General features: G+C 41.6%; 24 protein-coding genes and 1 riboswitch. Of the genes, 15 read left to right on the top strand and 9 right to left on the bottom strand.

The features are described 5' to 3' along the window. Nucleotides 1-81: 81 nt before the first annotated feature. Complete coding sequence (locus tag C6W18_RS16785; RefSeq protein WP_105928311.1) at nucleotides 82-324, top strand: type B 50S ribosomal protein L31; 243 nt, start codon at nucleotides 82-84, stop codon at nucleotides 322-324. A gap of 77 nt (nucleotides 325-401) precedes the next feature. Here the strand turns inward: C6W18_RS16785 and C6W18_RS16790 are convergent, their stop codons facing one another. Next, a complete protein-coding gene (locus tag C6W18_RS16790) occupies nucleotides 402-1,388 on the bottom strand; it encodes a metal ABC transporter solute-binding protein, Zn/Mn family (RefSeq protein ID WP_034322628.1) in 987 nt (328 codons plus the stop codon). 214 nt (nucleotides 1,389-1,602) lie between these two features. Between C6W18_RS16790 and C6W18_RS16795 the strand changes: the two genes are divergently transcribed. Then, the gene (locus tag C6W18_RS16795) at nucleotides 1,603-2,169 is read left to right on the top strand and encodes a beta-class carbonic anhydrase (protein ID WP_034322641.1); all 567 of its coding nucleotides are present in this window, start codon (nucleotides 1,603-1,605) and stop codon (nucleotides 2,167-2,169) included. A gap of 1 nt (nucleotide 2,170) precedes the next feature. On the opposite strand, the gene yidD is transcribed toward C6W18_RS16795, so the two are convergent. Then, nucleotides 2,171-2,395 (bottom strand): membrane protein insertion efficiency factor YidD, encoded by a 225-nt coding sequence (gene yidD, locus C6W18_RS16800; protein WP_034322626.1) that lies wholly within the window; start codon nucleotides 2,393-2,395, stop codon nucleotides 2,171-2,173. Nucleotides 2,396-2,522: 127 nt separating this feature from the next. On the opposite strand from yidD, the gene C6W18_RS16805 reads away from it, so the two are divergent. Beyond that, on the top strand, nucleotides 2,523-2,996 hold the full coding sequence (locus C6W18_RS16805) for an S-ribosylhomocysteine lyase (protein WP_105928312.1): 474 nt from the start codon (nucleotides 2,523-2,525) through the stop codon (nucleotides 2,994-2,996). Nucleotides 2,997-3,119: 123 nt separating this feature from the next. After that, entirely contained in the window at nucleotides 3,120-3,557 is a 438-nt protein-coding gene (locus tag C6W18_RS16810; protein ID WP_105928313.1) for a FixH family protein, read from the top strand. 8 nt (nucleotides 3,558-3,565) lie between these two features. Here the strand turns inward: C6W18_RS16810 and ytzI are convergent, their stop codons facing one another. Beyond that, nucleotides 3,566-3,712: a YtzI protein gene (gene ytzI, locus C6W18_RS16815; protein ID WP_034322620.1), complete on the bottom strand. Its 147-nt coding sequence runs from the start codon at nucleotides 3,710-3,712 to the stop codon at nucleotides 3,566-3,568. A 131-nt stretch (nucleotides 3,713-3,843) separates the two neighbouring features. Between ytzI and C6W18_RS16820 the strand changes: the two genes are divergently transcribed. From C6W18_RS16820 to C6W18_RS16835, 4 genes are all read left to right on the top strand, one after another. Then, on the top strand, nucleotides 3,844-4,281 hold the full coding sequence (locus C6W18_RS16820) for a Dps family protein (protein WP_034322617.1): 438 nt from the start codon (nucleotides 3,844-3,846) through the stop codon (nucleotides 4,279-4,281). A 121-nt stretch (nucleotides 4,282-4,402) separates the two neighbouring features. Continuing rightward, nucleotides 4,403-4,594: a hypothetical protein gene (locus tag C6W18_RS16825; RefSeq protein ID WP_105928314.1), complete on the top strand. Its 192-nt coding sequence runs from the start codon at nucleotides 4,403-4,405 to the stop codon at nucleotides 4,592-4,594. Between the two features lie 161 nt (nucleotides 4,595-4,755). Next, the gene (locus tag C6W18_RS16830) at nucleotides 4,756-5,160 is read left to right on the top strand and encodes a phage holin family protein (RefSeq protein ID WP_105928315.1); all 405 of its coding nucleotides are present in this window, start codon (nucleotides 4,756-4,758) and stop codon (nucleotides 5,158-5,160) included. A 43-nt stretch (nucleotides 5,161-5,203) separates the two neighbouring features. Then, nucleotides 5,204-5,512 (top strand): hypothetical protein, encoded by a 309-nt coding sequence (locus tag C6W18_RS16835; protein ID WP_034322611.1) that lies wholly within the window; start codon nucleotides 5,204-5,206, stop codon nucleotides 5,510-5,512. Nucleotides 5,513-5,541: 29 nt separating this feature from the next. On the opposite strand, the gene C6W18_RS16840 is transcribed toward C6W18_RS16835, so the two are convergent. Next, nucleotides 5,542-6,333, bottom strand: coding sequence for an AIM24 family protein (locus C6W18_RS16840; protein ID WP_105928316.1), 792 nt, complete (start codon nucleotides 6,331-6,333; stop codon nucleotides 5,542-5,544). A 22-nt stretch (nucleotides 6,334-6,355) separates the two neighbouring features. Further along, entirely contained in the window at nucleotides 6,356-7,009 is a 654-nt protein-coding gene (locus C6W18_RS16845; protein ID WP_105928317.1) for a TerD family protein, read from the bottom strand. Nucleotides 7,010-7,255: 246 nt separating this feature from the next. Between C6W18_RS16845 and ytkD the strand changes: the two genes are divergently transcribed. Continuing rightward, nucleotides 7,256-7,732, top strand: coding sequence for an RNA deprotection pyrophosphohydrolase (gene ytkD / locus C6W18_RS16850; RefSeq protein ID WP_034322603.1), 477 nt, complete (start codon nucleotides 7,256-7,258; stop codon nucleotides 7,730-7,732). 33 nt (nucleotides 7,733-7,765) lie between these two features. Here ytkD and C6W18_RS16855 read toward each other — a convergent pair whose 3' ends face one another. From C6W18_RS16855 to C6W18_RS16865, 3 genes are read right to left on the bottom strand one after another with little or no spacing between them, the layout of a single operon-like run. After that, nucleotides 7,766-8,560, bottom strand: coding sequence for an ABC transporter permease (locus C6W18_RS16855; RefSeq protein WP_105928318.1), 795 nt, complete (start codon nucleotides 8,558-8,560; stop codon nucleotides 7,766-7,768). After that, nucleotides 8,547-9,317 carry an ABC transporter ATP-binding protein gene (locus tag C6W18_RS16860; protein ID WP_105928319.1) on the bottom strand — a complete coding sequence of 257 codons (771 nt, stop codon included), beginning with the start codon at nucleotides 9,315-9,317 and terminating at the stop codon, nucleotides 8,547-8,549. Before C6W18_RS16860 ends, C6W18_RS16855 begins: the two co-directional genes overlap by 14 nt. A gap of 15 nt (nucleotides 9,318-9,332) precedes the next feature. After that, nucleotides 9,333-10,334 (bottom strand): ABC transporter substrate-binding protein, encoded by a 1,002-nt coding sequence (locus C6W18_RS16865; protein WP_034322595.1) that lies wholly within the window; start codon nucleotides 10,332-10,334, stop codon nucleotides 9,333-9,335. A 173-nt stretch (nucleotides 10,335-10,507) separates the two neighbouring features. Between C6W18_RS16865 and C6W18_RS16870 the strand changes: the two genes are divergently transcribed. The 6 genes from C6W18_RS16870 to C6W18_RS16895 are packed head-to-tail and all read left to right on the top strand — an operon-like array spanning nucleotide 10,508 to nucleotide 15,643. Continuing rightward, nucleotides 10,508-11,236 carry a carotenoid biosynthesis protein gene (locus C6W18_RS16870; RefSeq protein WP_105928320.1) on the top strand — a complete coding sequence of 243 codons (729 nt, stop codon included), beginning with the start codon at nucleotides 10,508-10,510 and terminating at the stop codon, nucleotides 11,234-11,236. Beyond that, on the top strand, nucleotides 11,205-11,951 hold the full coding sequence (locus C6W18_RS16875; RefSeq protein WP_105928321.1) for a lysophospholipid acyltransferase family protein: 747 nt from the start codon (nucleotides 11,205-11,207) through the stop codon (nucleotides 11,949-11,951). Before C6W18_RS16870 ends, C6W18_RS16875 begins: the two co-directional genes overlap by 32 nt. Next, complete coding sequence (locus C6W18_RS16880; protein WP_105928322.1) at nucleotides 11,936-13,063, top strand: glycosyltransferase family 2 protein; 1,128 nt, start codon at nucleotides 11,936-11,938, stop codon at nucleotides 13,061-13,063. Before C6W18_RS16875 ends, C6W18_RS16880 begins: the two co-directional genes overlap by 16 nt. After that, the gene (locus tag C6W18_RS16885; protein ID WP_105928323.1) at nucleotides 13,060-14,541 is read left to right on the top strand and encodes a phytoene desaturase family protein; all 1,482 of its coding nucleotides are present in this window, start codon (nucleotides 13,060-13,062) and stop codon (nucleotides 14,539-14,541) included. Before C6W18_RS16880 ends, C6W18_RS16885 begins: the two co-directional genes overlap by 4 nt. Before the next feature lie 26 nt (nucleotides 14,542-14,567). Beyond that, entirely contained in the window at nucleotides 14,568-15,362 is a 795-nt protein-coding gene (locus C6W18_RS16890) for an alpha/beta hydrolase family protein (RefSeq protein WP_034322583.1), read from the top strand. Nucleotides 15,363-15,400: 38 nt separating this feature from the next. Beyond that, nucleotides 15,401-15,643, top strand: coding sequence for a DUF2584 domain-containing protein (locus C6W18_RS16895; protein WP_034322580.1), 243 nt, complete (start codon nucleotides 15,401-15,403; stop codon nucleotides 15,641-15,643). 38 nt (nucleotides 15,644-15,681) lie between these two features. On the opposite strand, the gene pckA is transcribed toward C6W18_RS16895, so the two are convergent. After that, entirely contained in the window at nucleotides 15,682-17,268 is a 1,587-nt protein-coding gene (gene pckA / locus C6W18_RS16900; protein WP_034322578.1) for a phosphoenolpyruvate carboxykinase (ATP), read from the bottom strand. Between the two features lie 227 nt (nucleotides 17,269-17,495). Next, nucleotides 17,496-17,630, top strand: a riboswitch (SAM riboswitch). Nucleotides 17,631-17,640 lie beyond the last annotated feature (10 nt).

Here is a 17,640-nt window from a genome sequence, read left to right on the forward strand (position 1 = left end):
TTTGACAAGTTGTAAAAGAGGGAGTAGAATATAATCATAAAGCGTAATCATTACGTTTTGTTATGAAAGGAGTTTTTGACATTGAAAAGAGATATTCATCCAACCTCACATGAAGTTGTATTTATGGACGTAAACAGCGGTTATCGCTTCTTGAGTAGATCAACAAAGACATCAAACGAAACTGTAGAGTGGGATGATGGGAAAACGTATCCTGTCATTAAGATAGAAACAAGCTCTGATACGCATCCATTTTATACAGGACGTCAGAAATTCGGAGAAAGAGGCGGCAGAGCCGAACTATTTAAGAAAAAATACCAAATGTAAAAAAAGAAGCACACCCTATAAAGGTGTGCTTTTTTATGCAGCAAAAAACCCCAGCTGGTCGCACGGGGTTCGAGGAATTAATCATTTAAAGCGGTTTTTAAGGTGTTTAAATTTTGTTTCATTAAGCTGACGTAGCTTTCACCATTTTTGGCATCATCTTCAGTAATGGATTCTAGATTTTTGAGTGTGAGGCTTTTTGCCCCAATTTCACTGCGGATCGTATCTGAGACTTTACTGCTGACGTTATTTTCAAAAATCACATATTGAATGTGATGCTTTTCAGCTTGTTGTACAATTCTTTCGAGTTGCTTTTGTGAAGGCTCTTCAGAAGCGGAGAGTCCTAATACACTGATCTGCTCAATGCCATAGCGCTTTTCCCAATAACCGTAAGCTGCATGAGAAACAAGAATTTCTTTATGTTTTGCTTTAGATAATGTTGTTTTGAATTCCTGATCTAACGATTGTAATTCTTTTTTTAGTTTATCATAGTTTTTTGTGTATTCATCTTTATGATCAGGATCTAATGAAACGAGTGTATCTTTAATGTTTTTCGCCATTTGCTGGGCGTACACAGGGTCTAACCATGCATGTGGATCTTTATCCCCGTGATCGTGTCCATCATGGTCGTGATCTTCACCTTCATGGTCATGATCGTCTTCGCCTTCTTCATGTGCATGTTCTTCTTTTGTCGATAACAGTTTGATGCCTTCAGCAGCTTTGACGGTTTTCACGCCTTGGTCTTTTAACGTAGCAGCTGTTTTGTCGGCGAATGCTTCAGCACCTGTGCCGCTGTAAATAAAGGCGTCACCTTCAGCCATTTCAACCATCGTTTTTGAACTTGGTTCAAAGCTGTGTGCATCTGCATTGGCAGGGTACACACTTTGAGCATGAACGTGAGAGCCGCCAATTTTTTCAGTGAAATCTTGAATTGGGAAGATCGTGGTGTAAATGGTTAATTTCCCGTCTGCCTTTCCTTTTGAAGCATTTGTCCCCGCACTGCTTGAGCAAGCGGCAAGACCGATCGCGAATAAAGCAGCTGTTAAAATAAAAAAGATTTTTTTCATGTAGAAAATGTCTCCTCTCGAACTATTAGATAGAAATGATTACGATTTAATGTCCTGAGTTATTGTATCGTAATAATTACGATTTGAAAAGAGGAAAATAAAAATTTCTCATCAAGCAGATGTTTCCTCTAAAAAAAACGATGCAAAACGTGACGAAATTTCAAACATTGTGCTATATTTATTTTTAAAAAACGATAAAGGAATGGACAAACATATGAAACTTTTAGACGAAATCATCGAATACAATCAACAATTTATTGAAGAGAAGAAATACGAAGAGTTTACAACAACAAAGTTTCCACAGAAAAAAGCTGTCGTTCTATCATGTATGGATACAAGACTTGTTGAATTGCTGCCACGTGCAATGAACATGAAAAATGGAGATATTAAGATTGTCAAAAGTGCTGGTGCTCTTGTTTCTCATCCATTTGGAAGTATTATGCGAAGCATTTTAGTGGCTGTCTATGAATTAAATGCTGACGAGGTTTACGTCATCGGGCATCACGATTGCGGTATGAGCAAAATAGATAGCCAAACACTTTTAAATAAAGCCATTGAGCGTGGTATTCCAGAAAAACGAATTGAAGTACTGGAATACTCAGGAATCGATTTTAAACAGTGGCTCAAAAGCTTTGGCTCAGTTGAAGAGAGTGTGAAGGACAGTGTGTCCGTTGTGAGAAATCATCCGCTTCTTCCATCAGATGTGCCTGTACACGGGCTTGTGATTGATCCTGGAACAGGTAAGCTTGACTTAGTTGTCAACGGATATGAAGAAAAGTAATTTATTTTTCCTTTTTAGGCGGAACTGGGTCGATGCCGCCGGGGTGCAGCGGGTGACATTTTAAAATCCGTTTGATTGTGAGCCAGCCACCTTTTAAAGCGCCATGCGTTTTGATCGCCTCTAGTCCATAGTTTGAGCAGGTTGGATAAAACCGGCAGCTAGGCGGTGTAAGAGGGGAAATACATTTTTGATAAAAGCGAATGATGCCGATAAAAATTGGTTTCATCGAGGTTCCTCCTTGTCTGTCTTTCACAGTATAAGAAAAAAGGACAAGGAAGGGAAGTTTTATAAACTAAACTGGTCGGAGAAATATGTTATAATATAGGAAATCGCAATTATAGGAGTGGTGATTAATGCCTTCAGTTGAAAGCTTTGAACTTGACCATAATGCTGTAAAAGCGCCTTACGTTCGTCATTGCGGCGTTCATAAAGTGGGATCAGATGGTGAAGTAAATAAATTTGATATTCGTTTCTGTCAGCCAAACAAGCAGGCGATGAAACCTGATACGATTCATACATTAGAGCATTTACTTGCGTTTAATATTAGAACACACTCAGAGAAATATGATCATTTTGATATCATTGATATTTCTCCAATGGGCTGCCAAACAGGCTACTATTTAGTCGTCAGTGGTGCACCGACACCAAAAGAGATCGTTGAACTGCTTGATACAACATTCAAGGATGCAGTTGAGGTAACAGAAATTCCTGCTGCAAATGAAGAGCAATGCGGTCAAGCGAAGCTTCATGATCTTGAAGGCGCAAAACGTTTAATGCGTTTCTGGCTTTCACAGGATCAAGAAGAGCTTTTAAAAGTATTTGGTTAATGGGATGATGAACCGGGCATATCATATGTCCGGTTTTTTATATGAAATCGCTCATCAGATGTAAAAACAGGGGATATTTGTTAAAATGGACATGTCAGTCAGTAAAAGAAGGGGGAAACTAGAATGCGAAAAATGATGGGAATCCTTCTGATGCTCGCGTTACTTAGTGCATGTGGAAACTCCGCAGCGAGCAACGACAAAGGAGAAGTGCCTGAGCTATTAGAAGTTAAGCTTACAGGGCCGGATCAAGTGGAGAAAAATGAAAGCGTTATAGTAAAAGCAGCTGTCACATATGGTGATACGCCTGTTGATGATGCAGATGATGTTCAATTTGAAGTGTGGAAAGATGGTGACAAGGATAACAGCAAGATGATTCAGCCAAAGAAAGAGAATAAAGGTGTATATGAATTGCATACAGCCTTCAAAAAAGATGGCCTTTATATCATACAAGTCCATGTGACAGCTAAACAGCAGCATAATATGCCGAAGACAAACATCCACGTAGGTGAGGTGAAAAAAGAAAGTTCATCTACTGAAGAAGAAGAAACCTCACATCATTGAAAGCGGTTTTATTTTGGATTAGGACGATGGTTTGGTTCAGCATCCTTTGGTGAATCGACTTTATGCTTATATTCATAAGCCTTCGCTGTCGTCCACAATGATAAAAAGACAACGATTGAGATAATGATAAAGCTGATAATCCCAAGTAACAGCATCTAACTCCCTCCTTATTTCCATATTAACATATATTTCATGCAGTCAAAATAGAAGAAATTGATGGCAGGTTTCAGTATAATAAAAAAAGGGTATTCTCATACTAAACGCAACTACATAAGGAGGAATTAACATGTCAGAAAAATTATTAGACGTCGTCAATAAACAAGTAGCTGATTGGACTGTGCTTTACGTAAAATTACATAACTATCACTGGTATGTAAAGGGAAAAGACTTCTTTACACTTCACGAGAAATTTGAGGAATTATATACAGAAACAGCCACATACATTGATGATTTGGCTGAGCGTATGCTTGCATTAAATGGAAAGCCTGTTGCGACAATGAAAGAGTGCTTAGAAATCTCTAGCATTCATGAAGCTGAAGGCAAAGAATCAGCTGAGCAAATGGTGAAAAATCTATTTGATGATTTCTCCAATATCGCAGAGGAATTAAAGCAAGGAATGGAACTGGCTGCAGAGGTTGGTGATGAAACAACAGGTGATATGTTACTAGCCATTCATCAATCCATTGAAAAACACAACTGGATGCTAAAAGCATTTTTAGGATAATACGAATGTGTAAGGAATGCCGATCATTAGATCGGCATTCTTTTTTGATGGATTTGTGACAGACAGCCCATTCAAATCATAGGGCTTTGAGCCGAAGAGAAAAGAGAAGGGAGGGGAGAAGATGTCCTCAATTGCAGGAATGATGAGTCAGCAAGTGGCAAGTATTCAAAAAACACTCAATATTAGTTTGTTGAATTCACAGCTTGCCACCAACACAGCACAAGCCATGGTGATGCTGGATCAAGTTCAGCAGCAGCCCCAAGCTGTTCAGCCTAAAGGTTCAGATGCTACATTTATTGATGTCAGGGTTTAACGAAGAAAGTCGCCTTTTGCAGGCGGCTTTTTTTTTTCGGTTTCATCAGTGTTTTCGAGCAAAATGACCCCGCCTTTCTTTTTTGTCGTCCAAGCTATTGATAAGTTCTGGCATATACTATTTACGTAAAGAGTTCCACTATGAAAGGATGTTGATGCCAAGTGAGCAAAGATTTAGGCATCTTTTCGTTGTTTACAGTTAGTTTGTCGGCAATGGGCTTTCTGTTTGGTGGAGCAGGATATTTACTGATGACATTAGTGACACTGATGGCCATTGAATTGATTTGTTCAAGCCTTAGAGAATCTGTGACTGGACAGCTCACAATGAAGCGGTTTTTTACTCGGCTAGTTCGAAAGGTTGTGACGATCTCCTTAATATCCATGGCACATTTCTTCGATGGTATGCTGAAAACAAACGGGACGATCAAGGATTTAGCGCTTATCTTTTATATCATTTATGAATCCTACCAAATCGTCTCGACAGCCAAAGCCCTCGGAATTCCCATTCCACAGTTATTTATTGATGTGTTAGACATGATTAAAAATAAATTGCGCAAAAAGCCGTAATTTGTCCATATCTGGTCATACTAAAGAAAAAAGGATGAATCAGATGGCGAGACACACGTACTATGTATCCGTGCAAGATGGGTCGATATCACAGCACAGAGATGCGGCTGCTTGGCAATTTCAAATAGAAGCAGACGATGATCAAATTTTGCAGCTGAGAGACTATTTTGACGAGCAGTATATGACAGATTGGAAAGGCTTCTTTCGGGCACATGTTCCATTCCTTGAATATCATTATGATAGTCCAAATGACGAAATGGATAGAAAAAGAAAAGAGATTTATGCGATGATTTATGAGCTGGGTAATGAAGAGACAAAAAACTTTATTGAGACAAATGGGTTAATGAATTGAAAAGGCATGTAGAGATTTTCTACATGCTTTTATTTTCGCGGATTTAAGATGCCTCCGATCAGATCACTGATCCCGCCTCTGTTTTCCTGCTGTGATTGATGTGAATTTGTTAATTCGTGAGAGGAGCCTTGGCTCTGAGGCTTGTAGCGGTTATCATCCAAACCGACCCGCATGCCGGATGTGCGTTCAAATGGCTGGATAATGACAATTTGGTCTTGTTCTTGGAATTCAAATAAATAGGATTCGCCAGAAGTTTGTCCAATGAAGGTTTTCCAGTTCACATCTAATTTGACTTTCGGTGCTTTGCCCGTCCAAGCGACAATAGCGTCAGGATCTACACGGCAGGGTGCTTTTAAAATAAGCGGGTTTCCGTTCGTTTTAATGGCAACCTGCGCCCCGTGACCTTGATAGGAGAGCTTTGAGGTAAACAGTCCTTTCTGTGATAAAATACCAACGCCTACTGGTGTCACACCGTAGTGGCATTCCTCAGTAAAGGCGAGTAAATCTTCGCTTTCTACGCTCACATGCTGCCAAGGGCCGCTCGGCTCTAGATTAATCACTGTCACGTGCTCGCTTGAATCAGCTAAATAGCAAGTACCTGGACCACTCACCTCCATCATCTCAAGGTTTTCACCTGTCAATTTCCTGCTGATATGGTTAAATACTTGGCTGACCATATTTCCTTTATTCGTTCCAAGTAATCTCTTGCGGTATTGAAATGTCCCTTGGTCTGCAATCATGGCGCCTTTTTTAGCAAAAAAGATCCCACTACCCTCTGCTTGTAAGGTGAGTTCTTCTATCGTGTTAAAATGAAATCCCATTAGTGCCGGCTCCTTTCCTCCATCAAGATGTGAATCCATAGATGCGGCATAAATCGTTTAAATCCAGGGTGGTACCTTGTCCGGTGGCGGTGATTTTCCATTCATGCTGATCTCTCGTTAGTTCAGCACAAATGATGGATGTGCAATACGAATAATCCTCTGTTAACTGAAAGGTACAAATCTCTTGTTGTGTGATTTGATCAGAAAGGCGCAGGTAGGCATTGGTGACTTGTCCAAAATGATGTGAGCGCTCGTGTGCATCATGTATCGTCGCTGTTACGACAATTTTATGAATATCAGGAGAGACTCTGCTTAATTGCATAATGATCATCTCATTGTCTCGATACCCTCCGCCAAACTGATGATCACCAAGATGACGAACAGCTCCGTCTAAGCTTTGCTGCTGGTGATAATAGATCAGATGTTTTGGAGACAACAGCTTGTCCTCCTCATTTAAGAGAAAAACTTGCGTATCTAAATCAATCGGCTGTCCAGACAAATCCCAGCTGAGTCCGATATGAATTTGGTCGATATTTGGATTGTCTTTCGTCAAGTCTAGCTTTTGCCCTTTCATGAGGTGTTTCTTGATCGCCTCATGAGGTGCGTCTTCTTTTTTGTTTTTGTTAAGCGGAATCGGTTGATTCTTTTCTTGTTTTGACCCATTTGTTATGCTCATGCTGTTTTCCTCCTCGTGTTATAGGACAAACACTGATTAATTTACGTCATAAGGGGCAAAAGGTTTCATGATTAAAAATGGACCGAAATGGAGATGATAAAAAGGTTTTAGCGAGAATACCTCATTTTAAATACAGACGAGATGGAACCACTCGTTTGTTTCACTTTTGATAAAAATTCTTCAGAGAAATGTGATCTGTGGTATGATGTTTTACAAGAAGCAAGGACAGGATATGAGGGATTTCACATGCATGTATTTAAAGACTATTATCATAATACGGTCAAGCTCTCTTTTGAAAAAAAGCCTTTTTCAAGTCATCCTAAGCATGTTTGGGCCATCTGCCGCTACCAGGGGAAATGGCTGCTCACTGAACATGAGGATCGGGGCTATGAGTTTCCAGGAGGGAAAGTAGAGCCAAATGAAGAAGCGGACCAAGCCGCTATACGGGAGATTCAAGAAGAGACGGGTGCTGTTGTTCGTGAATTAACGTATATTGGTCAATATCAGGTGCTTGGCAGAGAAAAGGTCATTGTGAAGAATATTTATTTCGCCGATATTGAAAGGCTTGTTAAGCAAGACACGTATTTTGAAACGAAAGGACCCGTTCTTTTCGCAGACTTACCAAGATCCATCTCAAAAAATAAAAATTTCAGTTTTATTATGAAAGATGATGTCTTAAGAAAGAGTCTTGCTTATTTAGAAAAGAACGGTTTGATTCGTTAAAAAAAGCGCAGGGAGACAGTCCCTGTGCTTTTTTTATTTTTGAAGAAAACGACGTTCAAGCCACTCAACGAGCTGATACATGATTGTAGCAAACACGGCGATAATGAAAAGACTTAAAAACACGAGTGTGAAGTTGAAGACTTGAAAGCCATAAATGATCATGTAGCCGAGCCCTTTTGAGGAAACTAGGAATTCCCCTACAATGACTCCAACCCAAGAAAGACCAACATTGACCTTAATGGCAGAGATCATCGTTGGAATACTCGCTGGCAAAATGACCTCACGAAAGACAACTCTTTTTTTCGCACCAAAGGTTTTCATTACTTTTAAATAGTTCTCATCAACCTCTTGAAAGGCTGTGTAAATGACAATCGTTGTAATGATCACACTAATGATCGCGCCCATGGCAACAATGCTGATCATGCCAGGTCCAAGTGCAACAATTAAAATCGGGGCGAGTGCGACTTTCGGCATGGCATTTAAAATGACTAAATATGGATCAAGAACGTTCGCGAGACGGGAGGACCACCATAAGGCGGCGGCGAGCAAAATGCCGCAAAAGGTACCAAGTAGAAATCCGAGCATCGTCTCAAACAACGTAATACTCATATGATTCATTAAAGAACCATCTGATATTTTTTGCACAAACAATTGGCAGACCGCAGATGGTGAACTAAAAATCAACGGATCTATGAGTCTAAAGTGACTGGCAAGCTCCCAAAGAGAAAAGAAGCTGGCGAAAATGATGAGCTGATAGACACGTGTGATGCGTTTTTCTATTCGAACTTTTTTTCGATAGGCTTCATGTAAAAGGTCACTGTGTTTCAACTGTTTTCAGCTCCTTCCATATCGTTTGAAAGAGCTCTTGGAAACTCGGTGTCTGTCTTGCTTCAAAAGGAGAGAGAGTCCTCAGTTCATCAGGAACGGTAAAGATCCGCTGGATAGAGCCGGGATGCTTTGAGAATAAGAAAATACGATCACTCATCGCAATGGCTTCACCGATGTCATGCGTCACAAGGACCGCTGTTTTTTGATAGTTTTTTAAGGTGTGAAAGACGAGATCTTCTAATGTCAGTTTGGTTTGGTAGTCTAGAGCTGAAAATGGCTCATCTAGTAAAAGCAGGCTGGGATCAACTGCAAGCGTTCGGGCGAGTGCTGCCCGCTGCCTCATTCCGCCTGACAGCTCCTTCGGATATTTTTCCTCCACATCATCAAGTCCAAGCTTTGGCAGTAAGCCAAGGGCAGCTGAAATGGCCTCATGTGAATCTTGTTTCGCAATTTTTAACCCGAGAATGACATTTTCCTTGATGGTTTTCCAAGGGAACAAATAATCTTGCTGGAGCATGTAGCCAATTTGATGCTCCTTTTGATTCGGTTCTTTTCCTTCGATTAAAATTCGACCTTCAGAGGGCAGTGTAATTCCTGCGATGATGGACAGCAGGGTTGTTTTCCCGCAGCCGCTGGGACCAATAAATGAGATGAATTCACCTTGGTCAATCTCCATATTGATGTGCTGAATGGCCGTTGTTTTTTCTTTTAAAGAGAAGTACGTGTGGGTCACATGGTCAATTTGAAGGAAAGACATGTGCTACCTCCTATTCTATTTGTGATCTGTGACCTTCTTTGCAATGGATGAATCGACAAGCTGTTTGTACGGGATAAATTCCGGCAATTCACCGCTCGCCTTCATGATTTCCTGTAACTTGTTCCATTCCTCTTCATTCAGAAGGGGATCTGTTGCATATGAGTGTTGCTGCTTGTAGCGTTTGATGGCAGTTGATAAGACATCAAGGTCCGTATCAGGAAAATGAGATTGGATCGTTTTTGCAATCTCCTCTGGGTGCTTGGCTTCTACCCATTTCTGCGCTTTGTAAATGGCACGAGTAAAGGCTTCAGCCGTCTCTTTGTTTTCCTCTAAGTAACTCTTCTTTGCCATGAAGGTGGTATAAGGCACCTTGCCAGAAGCCTCTCCAAAGGAGGCGGTAATGTACCCTTTTCCTTCTTTTTCAATTAAGGAAGCGGTCGGTTCAAATAACTGCACAAAATCGCCAGTTCCAGAGGAGAAAGCACCTGAAATGTTGGCAAAATCAATATTTTGGATCATGCGAAGATCCTTTTTTAAATCAATGCCTTCCTTTTTCAGGACATATTCACCGACCATTTGCGGCATGCCGCCTTTACGCTGTCCAAGAAAGTCTTTTCCTTTCAATTGATCCCAAGAGAATTGGTTTACTTTCTCCCTTGAAACAAGAAATGTGCCGTCTGTTTGTGTCAGCTGTGCAAAGTTGATGACAGAGTCTTTTGTGTCTTGTGCCTCCACATAGATAGAAGATTCAGATCCGGTCAGGGCGATATCGGCACCGCCGGATAAAAGAGCTGTCATCGTTTTATCGCCGCCCCAAGTGGTTTTTAATTCAACCTCTAAGCCTTCTTCTTTGAAGAATTCCTCTGATAAGGCGACATAAAGCGGAGCATAAAAAACCGAATGGGTGACCTCGGCTACTTGTACGGTCTGCTCTTGGTCTTGTTTACAGGCGACAAATGGAATAAAGAGCAGGACAACGAATATGAATGCCAGTCTGACTTTGATGGAACGATTCAAGAGTAATTCGCCTCCTTTGTTCTAGATCACTAATTAAAGTATGACAAAAGGGATTTTTGGTGAGTGCCTAGATGAAATAAGAAGCGCATTGTTTATTTATAGAACGTGTCTTTTTTTCTATACTAGAAGCATGAATGCTTTCTTGAATTTGGTAGAAATAAAGGGGCGGTTTCGTGTATAGAGTGAGTTGGGTATTTGTTGGATGGTATATGGTAGGCCTCATATTAATGGTCTTTTTTGAAGTGCCGGCATGGCTTCAGTTTGCAAATGGGATTTTTCTTGTGCTGTACGCTTGCTGCGTCATAGAGATTGGCCGAAATATTTATGGCTCATGGGGCATTATGATCAAAAGAGCAGCCGTTGTGGGCGTTCTTACGTTTACGGTTGAATGGATAGGAATCACAACCGGGTTTCCATTCGGGGCCTATGATTATTATCCGACGTTAGGTTTTCTTGTGGCAGGAGTGCCTTTAACGATAGCTTTTGCATGGGTTGGCGTATTTTTAAATAGTCTTTTTTTATCAAGTCAACAGTCAAAGTGGAAACGAGCTATTGAAACGGGGATATGGATTGTGCTGCTTGACCTCATATTAGATCCAGTAGCAGCTGAGCGGAAGTTTTGGGTGTGGTATGACGGCGGTGGTTTTTTTGGTATTCCTTTTGAGAATTTTGTGAGCTGGGGTATCATTGGAGCAGGACTCTCATTTCTTTTCCCGCTTGTCTCAATTGATCAAAAGGCACTGCGCTGGACGAGTCGTATTTATCAGGCCATGGTGTTCTTTTTTGGTCTTTTGGCATTAAAGGGCGGGCTCGATGTGATTTTTTATTTAGCACTTATGATTGTCATTTTGTGTGAAGGAAGGGTTCGATTTGAAAGAAAGCGACAAAAGCCGATCGTTTAGACGAATATTTTCTCTTTATCTTGAACGGTATTTACTTCATAAACATTTCCGCTTTGTGATGATGAAAGGCACGGTGGACCCAAAGGAAAAGCTGCCTGTTCTTTATCTCGCGAATCACAGCTCATGGTGGGATGGACTGATCATTTTTCTTTTAACAGAAAAAGCGTCTGAACTCGATCACTACATGATGATGGAAGAGAAGCAGTTAAAGCAATATGCTTTTTTCCGCAAGCTTGGTGCGTTTCCAGTTCATAAAGAGAAGCTGAAAAGCGTAAAACAGTCACTAATGACGGCAAAAGAGAGCATGCAGTCTGGTGCAGCAGTATGGCTTTTTCCGCAGGGGAAAATCATGCATCAGGATATGCGGCCGCTTGAACTGGAAGGCGGAGCTTCTTTTTTAGTGAGGCAATTTGAGCAGGTCGTGATCAAGCCTGTGACCTTGCAATATACATTTAATCAATTTCAAAAGCCAACAGTATCAGTCGTGTTCGGAGAAGATGCCTTAGTATCTGGCGGCTTACTTCGAAGCAAGGAAGCAACACGCATGCTCGGAGACCTGCTTGAAAAGCAGTTAAACTCTCATCAAGCGCAGGTCATCGCTGATCCTGATTTTTCAACAAACGAAGAATTTAGACAGGTGACAAGGACAAGCCGGTCAACAAGTGATGCGTTTGATTCCTTTAAAAAGTGGGTGAAAACATGGCGATCTTCTTAACCGTGATCAGTGTACTGCTGCTCTGCCAATTTATTTTTACTGTATGGAATATGAAGCAGTTTCCTGTACTACAGCCAGCGTCTGTTTCTCCCGATGAACCTATTTCGTTATCGATCCTGATTCCAGCAAGAAATGAGGAAAATCGGATAGAAGCATGTCTTCAGTCGATTGTTGATCAGCGTCTTTATCCGAAAGAGCTGATTGTACTAGATGATCATTCGACAGATCAGACAAGAGAGATTGTGGAGCGCTTCGCAGAGACCTATCCGTGGATTCGTGTGCAATCAGGTCAAGCATTGAAGCGCGGCTGGCTTGGGAAATCGTATGCTTGTTCTCAGCTTGCTGAAGCGGCATCTTCTGATTGGCTGCTATTTTTAGATGCAGATGTCAGGTTGAAAAGAGGGGCCATTGAAGCGGTGTACAAACAGTTATGCATGCAAAAAACAGGAATGCTATCAGGCTTTCCAGAGCAAAAAACAGGCACACCCTTTGAGCATCTTGTAGTCCCAATGATGATGTTTACGATTGGCTGTCATCTGCCAGTGAAATGGATAAGGAAATCCCAAAACCCTGCTTTTGCCGCAGCGCATGGCGGTTTTATTGCAATTGAAAAGAATTGTTATCACGAAATCGGCGGGCATGAAGCAATCAAGGATTCGCTAGTTGATGATATGGCCTTGGCTAGACGAGTGAAAGAAAAGGGCTTTCCGTTCACACTTGCAAGTATTCATCCATTTGTTTATATGAGAATGTACGAGAGTAGACAAGAAGTTTGGGAAGGCTATCGAAAAAATTTGTTCCCTGGTGTGAATCGAAGCATTGCTTTGTTAAGCAGTGTCTTTTGTTTATACACAATGCTTTATTTGGTTCCCGTCATTTGTTTCATGATCGCACTCATTCAGCTTGATGTGTTAAGTCTATGTTTAGCCATTCTTTGCTACGGGCTGGGTGTGTCAATCAAAGCGGCAATTGATATCGAGAATGGGAGAACATCTGCTATGGCCTTTTTATTGCCGATGAGCATTTTGAGCCTCATCGCCATTGGCTTTGCTTCTATGAAAATTGGGCTGAAAAAAGAGGGGTATGAATGGAAAGGGAGAAGGTACGAATGAAAAAAGTGATCATCATTGGCGGCGGACTAGGCGGATTATCAGCTGCGATTCGCTTACAGTCACGCGGGGTCCAGGTCACAATACTTGAGAAAGAAGCTGCTTTAGGTGGGAAGTTACAACGTCATCAAGGAGCAGGTTACTCTTTTGATCTCGGGCCAAGCACCTTAACAATGAAGGCGTATTTTGAAGAAGTGTTTACGTCTTGTAGCAGACGGATGGAGGATTATGTGACATTTTATCCGATTTCTCCACTTACCAAAAACGTTTTCTCAGATGGTCATACGGTTGAGTTTACGCCGGATATCGAGCAAATGGAATCACAAATTGCAGCATTTAGTCCTGAGGATGCGAAGCAATACCGTGCATTTTTACAGGAATCGAAGACGCTTTTTCAAAAGGCAGAGGAGCAGTTTTTAAATCGCTTGTTATTGACCTGGAAGGATAAGGTGGATCTAAAGCTGATGAAAGCACTTCTTGCTGTCAAACCGTTTACATCCGTTCAGCGCCTGCTGCGTCAATATTTTCGTCATCCTCATACATTGGCGATGTTTGGTCGGTATGCAACATACATTGGCTCTTCTCCCTACGAAGCGCCCGCTATTTTTAATATGATGGCTTATTTAGAAGGGGAAAAAGGTATTTATGGGATAAAGGGCGGCACTTATCGTTTAGTCGAGGCATTTGAAACACTCGCAAAGGAACTAGGCGTTCAAATTCACCTTAATGAACAAGTAAGCAAGATTCATGTGAAAGATCGGCGTATCCAAGGAGTGGAGACTGCTCAGCAGATGTATGAGGCAGATCAAGTGATTGCAGGGGCGGATGCACTGACTGTCTACCGTCATTTGATTGATGAAAAAGACCGCCCTAGCTTTTTAAATCAAAGGCTGTCAAACATTGAGCCATCGTTATCTGGCTTTGTTCTCTTATTAGGAGTACCCAAAGTCTATGAACAGCTGTCCCATCACACTGTATTTTTCCCTGAGCATTATGAACAAGAATTCAAGGATATTTTTCAGAAAAAGCAATTGCCTCAGGATCCGACGCTTTACATATGTTATTCGGGCCATTCAGAGCCAGCCTTAAGCGGAGGACCGGGAAGAAGCAACCTTTTTGTCTTGGCCAATGCTCCTTATGTGACAAAAGAGCAAAATTGGGACATGCTAAAGGAGACGTATCGTCAGCATATCAAAACCAGTTTAAAGGAAAAGGGTCTCTTTGATATTGATCAGTTTGTCGAATATGAAGCGGTTCAAACCCCGCTTGATTTGCAGCAGAAAACGGGGGCATATCATGGAGCCATTTATGGCATGTCTTCAAACTCGTTCAAGCAGGCGTTCTTCCGTATCAATAATCAGTCAAAAGACATTGAAGGGCTTTGGTTTGTTGGAGGGACAAGTCATCCAGGCGGCGGCACCCCGATGGTGACAAAATCAGGCCAGCTTGTTGCAGAAGCGATCAGCAAGCAATTGACGTAATACCGGATGAAAAGGAGAGAAATCAAGTGATTGTGGAAAAAAGAAGATTCCCGTCGCCCCATCCGCATATTCATTTATATACAGTGACCTATGAGGCAGATGGACTTCGGATAAAGGGGCTGCTCGCTGAACCAGCCGGAGAAGGTCTCTATGACGGCTTTTTGTATTTACGAGGCGGCATTAAAAATGTGGGTATGGTGAGACCTGGCCGAATCGTGCAATTTGCAGCACAAGGCTTTGTTGTCTTTGCTCCCTTTTACCGAGGGAATCAAGGAGGCGAAGGAAACGAGGATTTTGCCGGAGAGGATCGTAAAGATGCATTCGCTGCATTTCAGCTGTTGAAGCATCACAAAAAGGTGAAGCAGGATCGTATACATATCTTTGGTTTTTCACGCGGCGGTATTATGGGTATTTGGACTGCTGTTGAAATGAAACAGGAGGCCGCTTCCTTTGTGACATGGGGAGGCGTAAGTGATATGAAGCTCACCTATGAAGAGCGTGTGGACATGAGAAGAATGATGAAGCGCGTGATTGGCGGTCCGCCGCATAAGGTACCTGAGGCTTATGAGGTCAGAACGCCATTGAATGTTGTAGATCAAATGGAAGCGCCTGTTTTAATCATCCATGGAGAGCAGGATCAGAATGTATCCATTGAGCATGCGTATTTATTAGAAGAAGCGCTTCGCAAACACGGGAAGTCTGTGGAAACATGGTATTTTCACGGATACAATCATTATTTCCCGCCTCAGCATAATCGAGAGATTGTCAGAAGGCTGACGACATGGATGCACAGCCGAAAAAGCGGAAATGTGGTAAAATAAACGGTATAACGAATATAGAAAGTAGGGGGATTTTCATTATGGGAATGCCTGTTGAATTTAATACAATGATTGTTACAAAAGGAAATGAGACAAGAATTGAAGAAAATGTGTTTGAGCTCATGAAGGAAGGGTACCGCATTTATCCATTAAATATTCCGCTTGAGGTGCGCAAAACGAAAGACGGAGAAAAAACAGGGACAGCACATGTCGAAAAGCTGGAACTCACAGACAATGTTACGAAAGTGACTTACCGCCTTGTGTCATTGCATTCAACAAACTAAAAAAAGCTGAGGGGTATATTCCCTCAGCTTTCGTCTTTTTATACGAGTGGTCCGCCTTTTGCTTCAATGTCACTTGCCGCATGGCTAAATTTTTTGAAGTTCTTTTTAAATTCATTGGCAAGGAAGTGTGCTTTTTCTTGGTAAGCATTTTGGTCTTCCCACGTTTTAGCAGGTTGAAGTACTTCATCTGGTACACCTGGGATATGAAGTGGAATGTGTAATCCAAAGATGTCGTCAGTGATCATTTCAGCATTGTCAAGGTCACCTTCGATTGCTGCTTGCACCATCGCTCTTGTATGAGCAAGATTCATTCGTTTGCCCGTACCATAGCCGCCGCCAGTCCAGCCTGTATTTACAAGGAATACTTTTGCGCCATGCTCATCAATTTTTTTGCCAAGCATTTCAGCATAGACGTGAGCTGGAAGTGGCAAGAATGGTGAACCGAAGCAAGTAGAGAATGTTGTTTCTGGTGACGTCACACCACGCTCAGTTCCTGCTAATTTACTTGTGTAACCACTCAAGAAATGGTACATTGCCTGTTCTTTTGTTAAACGGCTGATTGGAGGTAAAACGCCAAACGCATCAGCTGTTAAGAAGACAATGGCAGATGGATGACCTGCAATACTCGGTTTCACAATGTTATCAATCATTTCGATTGGGTAAGCAGCACGTGTGTTTTCAGTAAAGAATGTGTCATCATAATCCGCTTCACGTGTTTCCTCATCAAGCACAACATTTTCAAGCACTGATCCGAAGCTGATGGCTTTGTAGATTTGTGGTTCTTTTTCTTCACTTAAGTTCACACATTTCGCATAGCATCCGCCCTCGATATTGAAGACACCTGTGCCAGACCACCCGTGTTCATCGTCTCCGATCAGCTTACGGCTTGCGCTTGCAGAAAGCGTTGTTTTCCCAGTACCTGAAAGGCCGAAGAATAACGCGACATCTCCCTCTTGACCAACGTTTGCTGAGCAGTGCATTGATAAAATATCTTGCTCAGGCAGCAGGTAGTTCATGACAGAGAAAATCGATTTCTTCATCTCTCCTGCATACTCTGTTCCACCGATAAGAATCGTCCGTTTTTCAAAAGAAACGATAATGAACGTTTCAGAGTTCGTTCCATCTGTTTCAGGATCTGCTTTAAAGTGAGGTGCAGATAAGATGGTGAAAGGTTTTTCGTTTGATGATGGCGTTGATCCATCAGGTCTGATGAATAGCTGCTTTGCAAAGAGATTGTGCCATGCAAATTCGTTTATCACTGTAATCGGCATACGGTATCTTTCGTCAGCGCCGGCAAACCCTTCAAAGACAAATAGTTCATCACGTTCTTTTAAGTATGAGACAACCTTTGTATATAAACGATCAAATGCATCTTTAGAGATCGGCTGGTTTACATGACCCCAATCGATTTTATGCTCAGAGCTTTCTTCTTTGACGATAAATTTATCTTTAGGCGAACGTCCAGTGTAAGCACCAGTTGTGGCGCGGACAGCTCCTGTTGATGTTAAAACGCCTTCATTACGTGCCAAAATCTTTTCAACAAGTTTCGGAACAGATAAATTTTGGTGCGTATTTTCTAATGAGAGCAATGACTGCAAATCTTCTTTTAAATCCACTGAGTTCATAAAAAAACCCTTCCTTTACCGTTGAATTTGTTTGTTTTGATTAGTATAACACATTGATAATAATAGTCTATACTATTTAAATATTTTTGTGTGTGTTTTTTCATTTCTGCTATGAAAATATGCTTTTTGGTGATGCTAATGATGTGGTGAAAAAAGCGGGGAGATAATTCCTATGAAGCATTGACATGACGCAAGGGTTTAAGATAAGATATCTTATTGAACGGATACTCTTATCCCGAGTTGGTGGAGGGACAGGCCCGATGAAGCCCAGCAACCGGTTTCTTACGAAAAAGGCATGAAAATGCTGAGAAACCAAGGTGCTAACCTGATGCAAGGTACAAGAACACCTTGAGCGATAAGAGTGAAAGGCAT

Source organism: Bacillus sp. LLTC93 (assembly GCF_002993125.1).
GTDB classification, from domain to species: Bacteria; Bacillota; Bacilli; order Bacillales; family Bacillaceae; genus Bacillus; species Bacillus zhangzhouensis.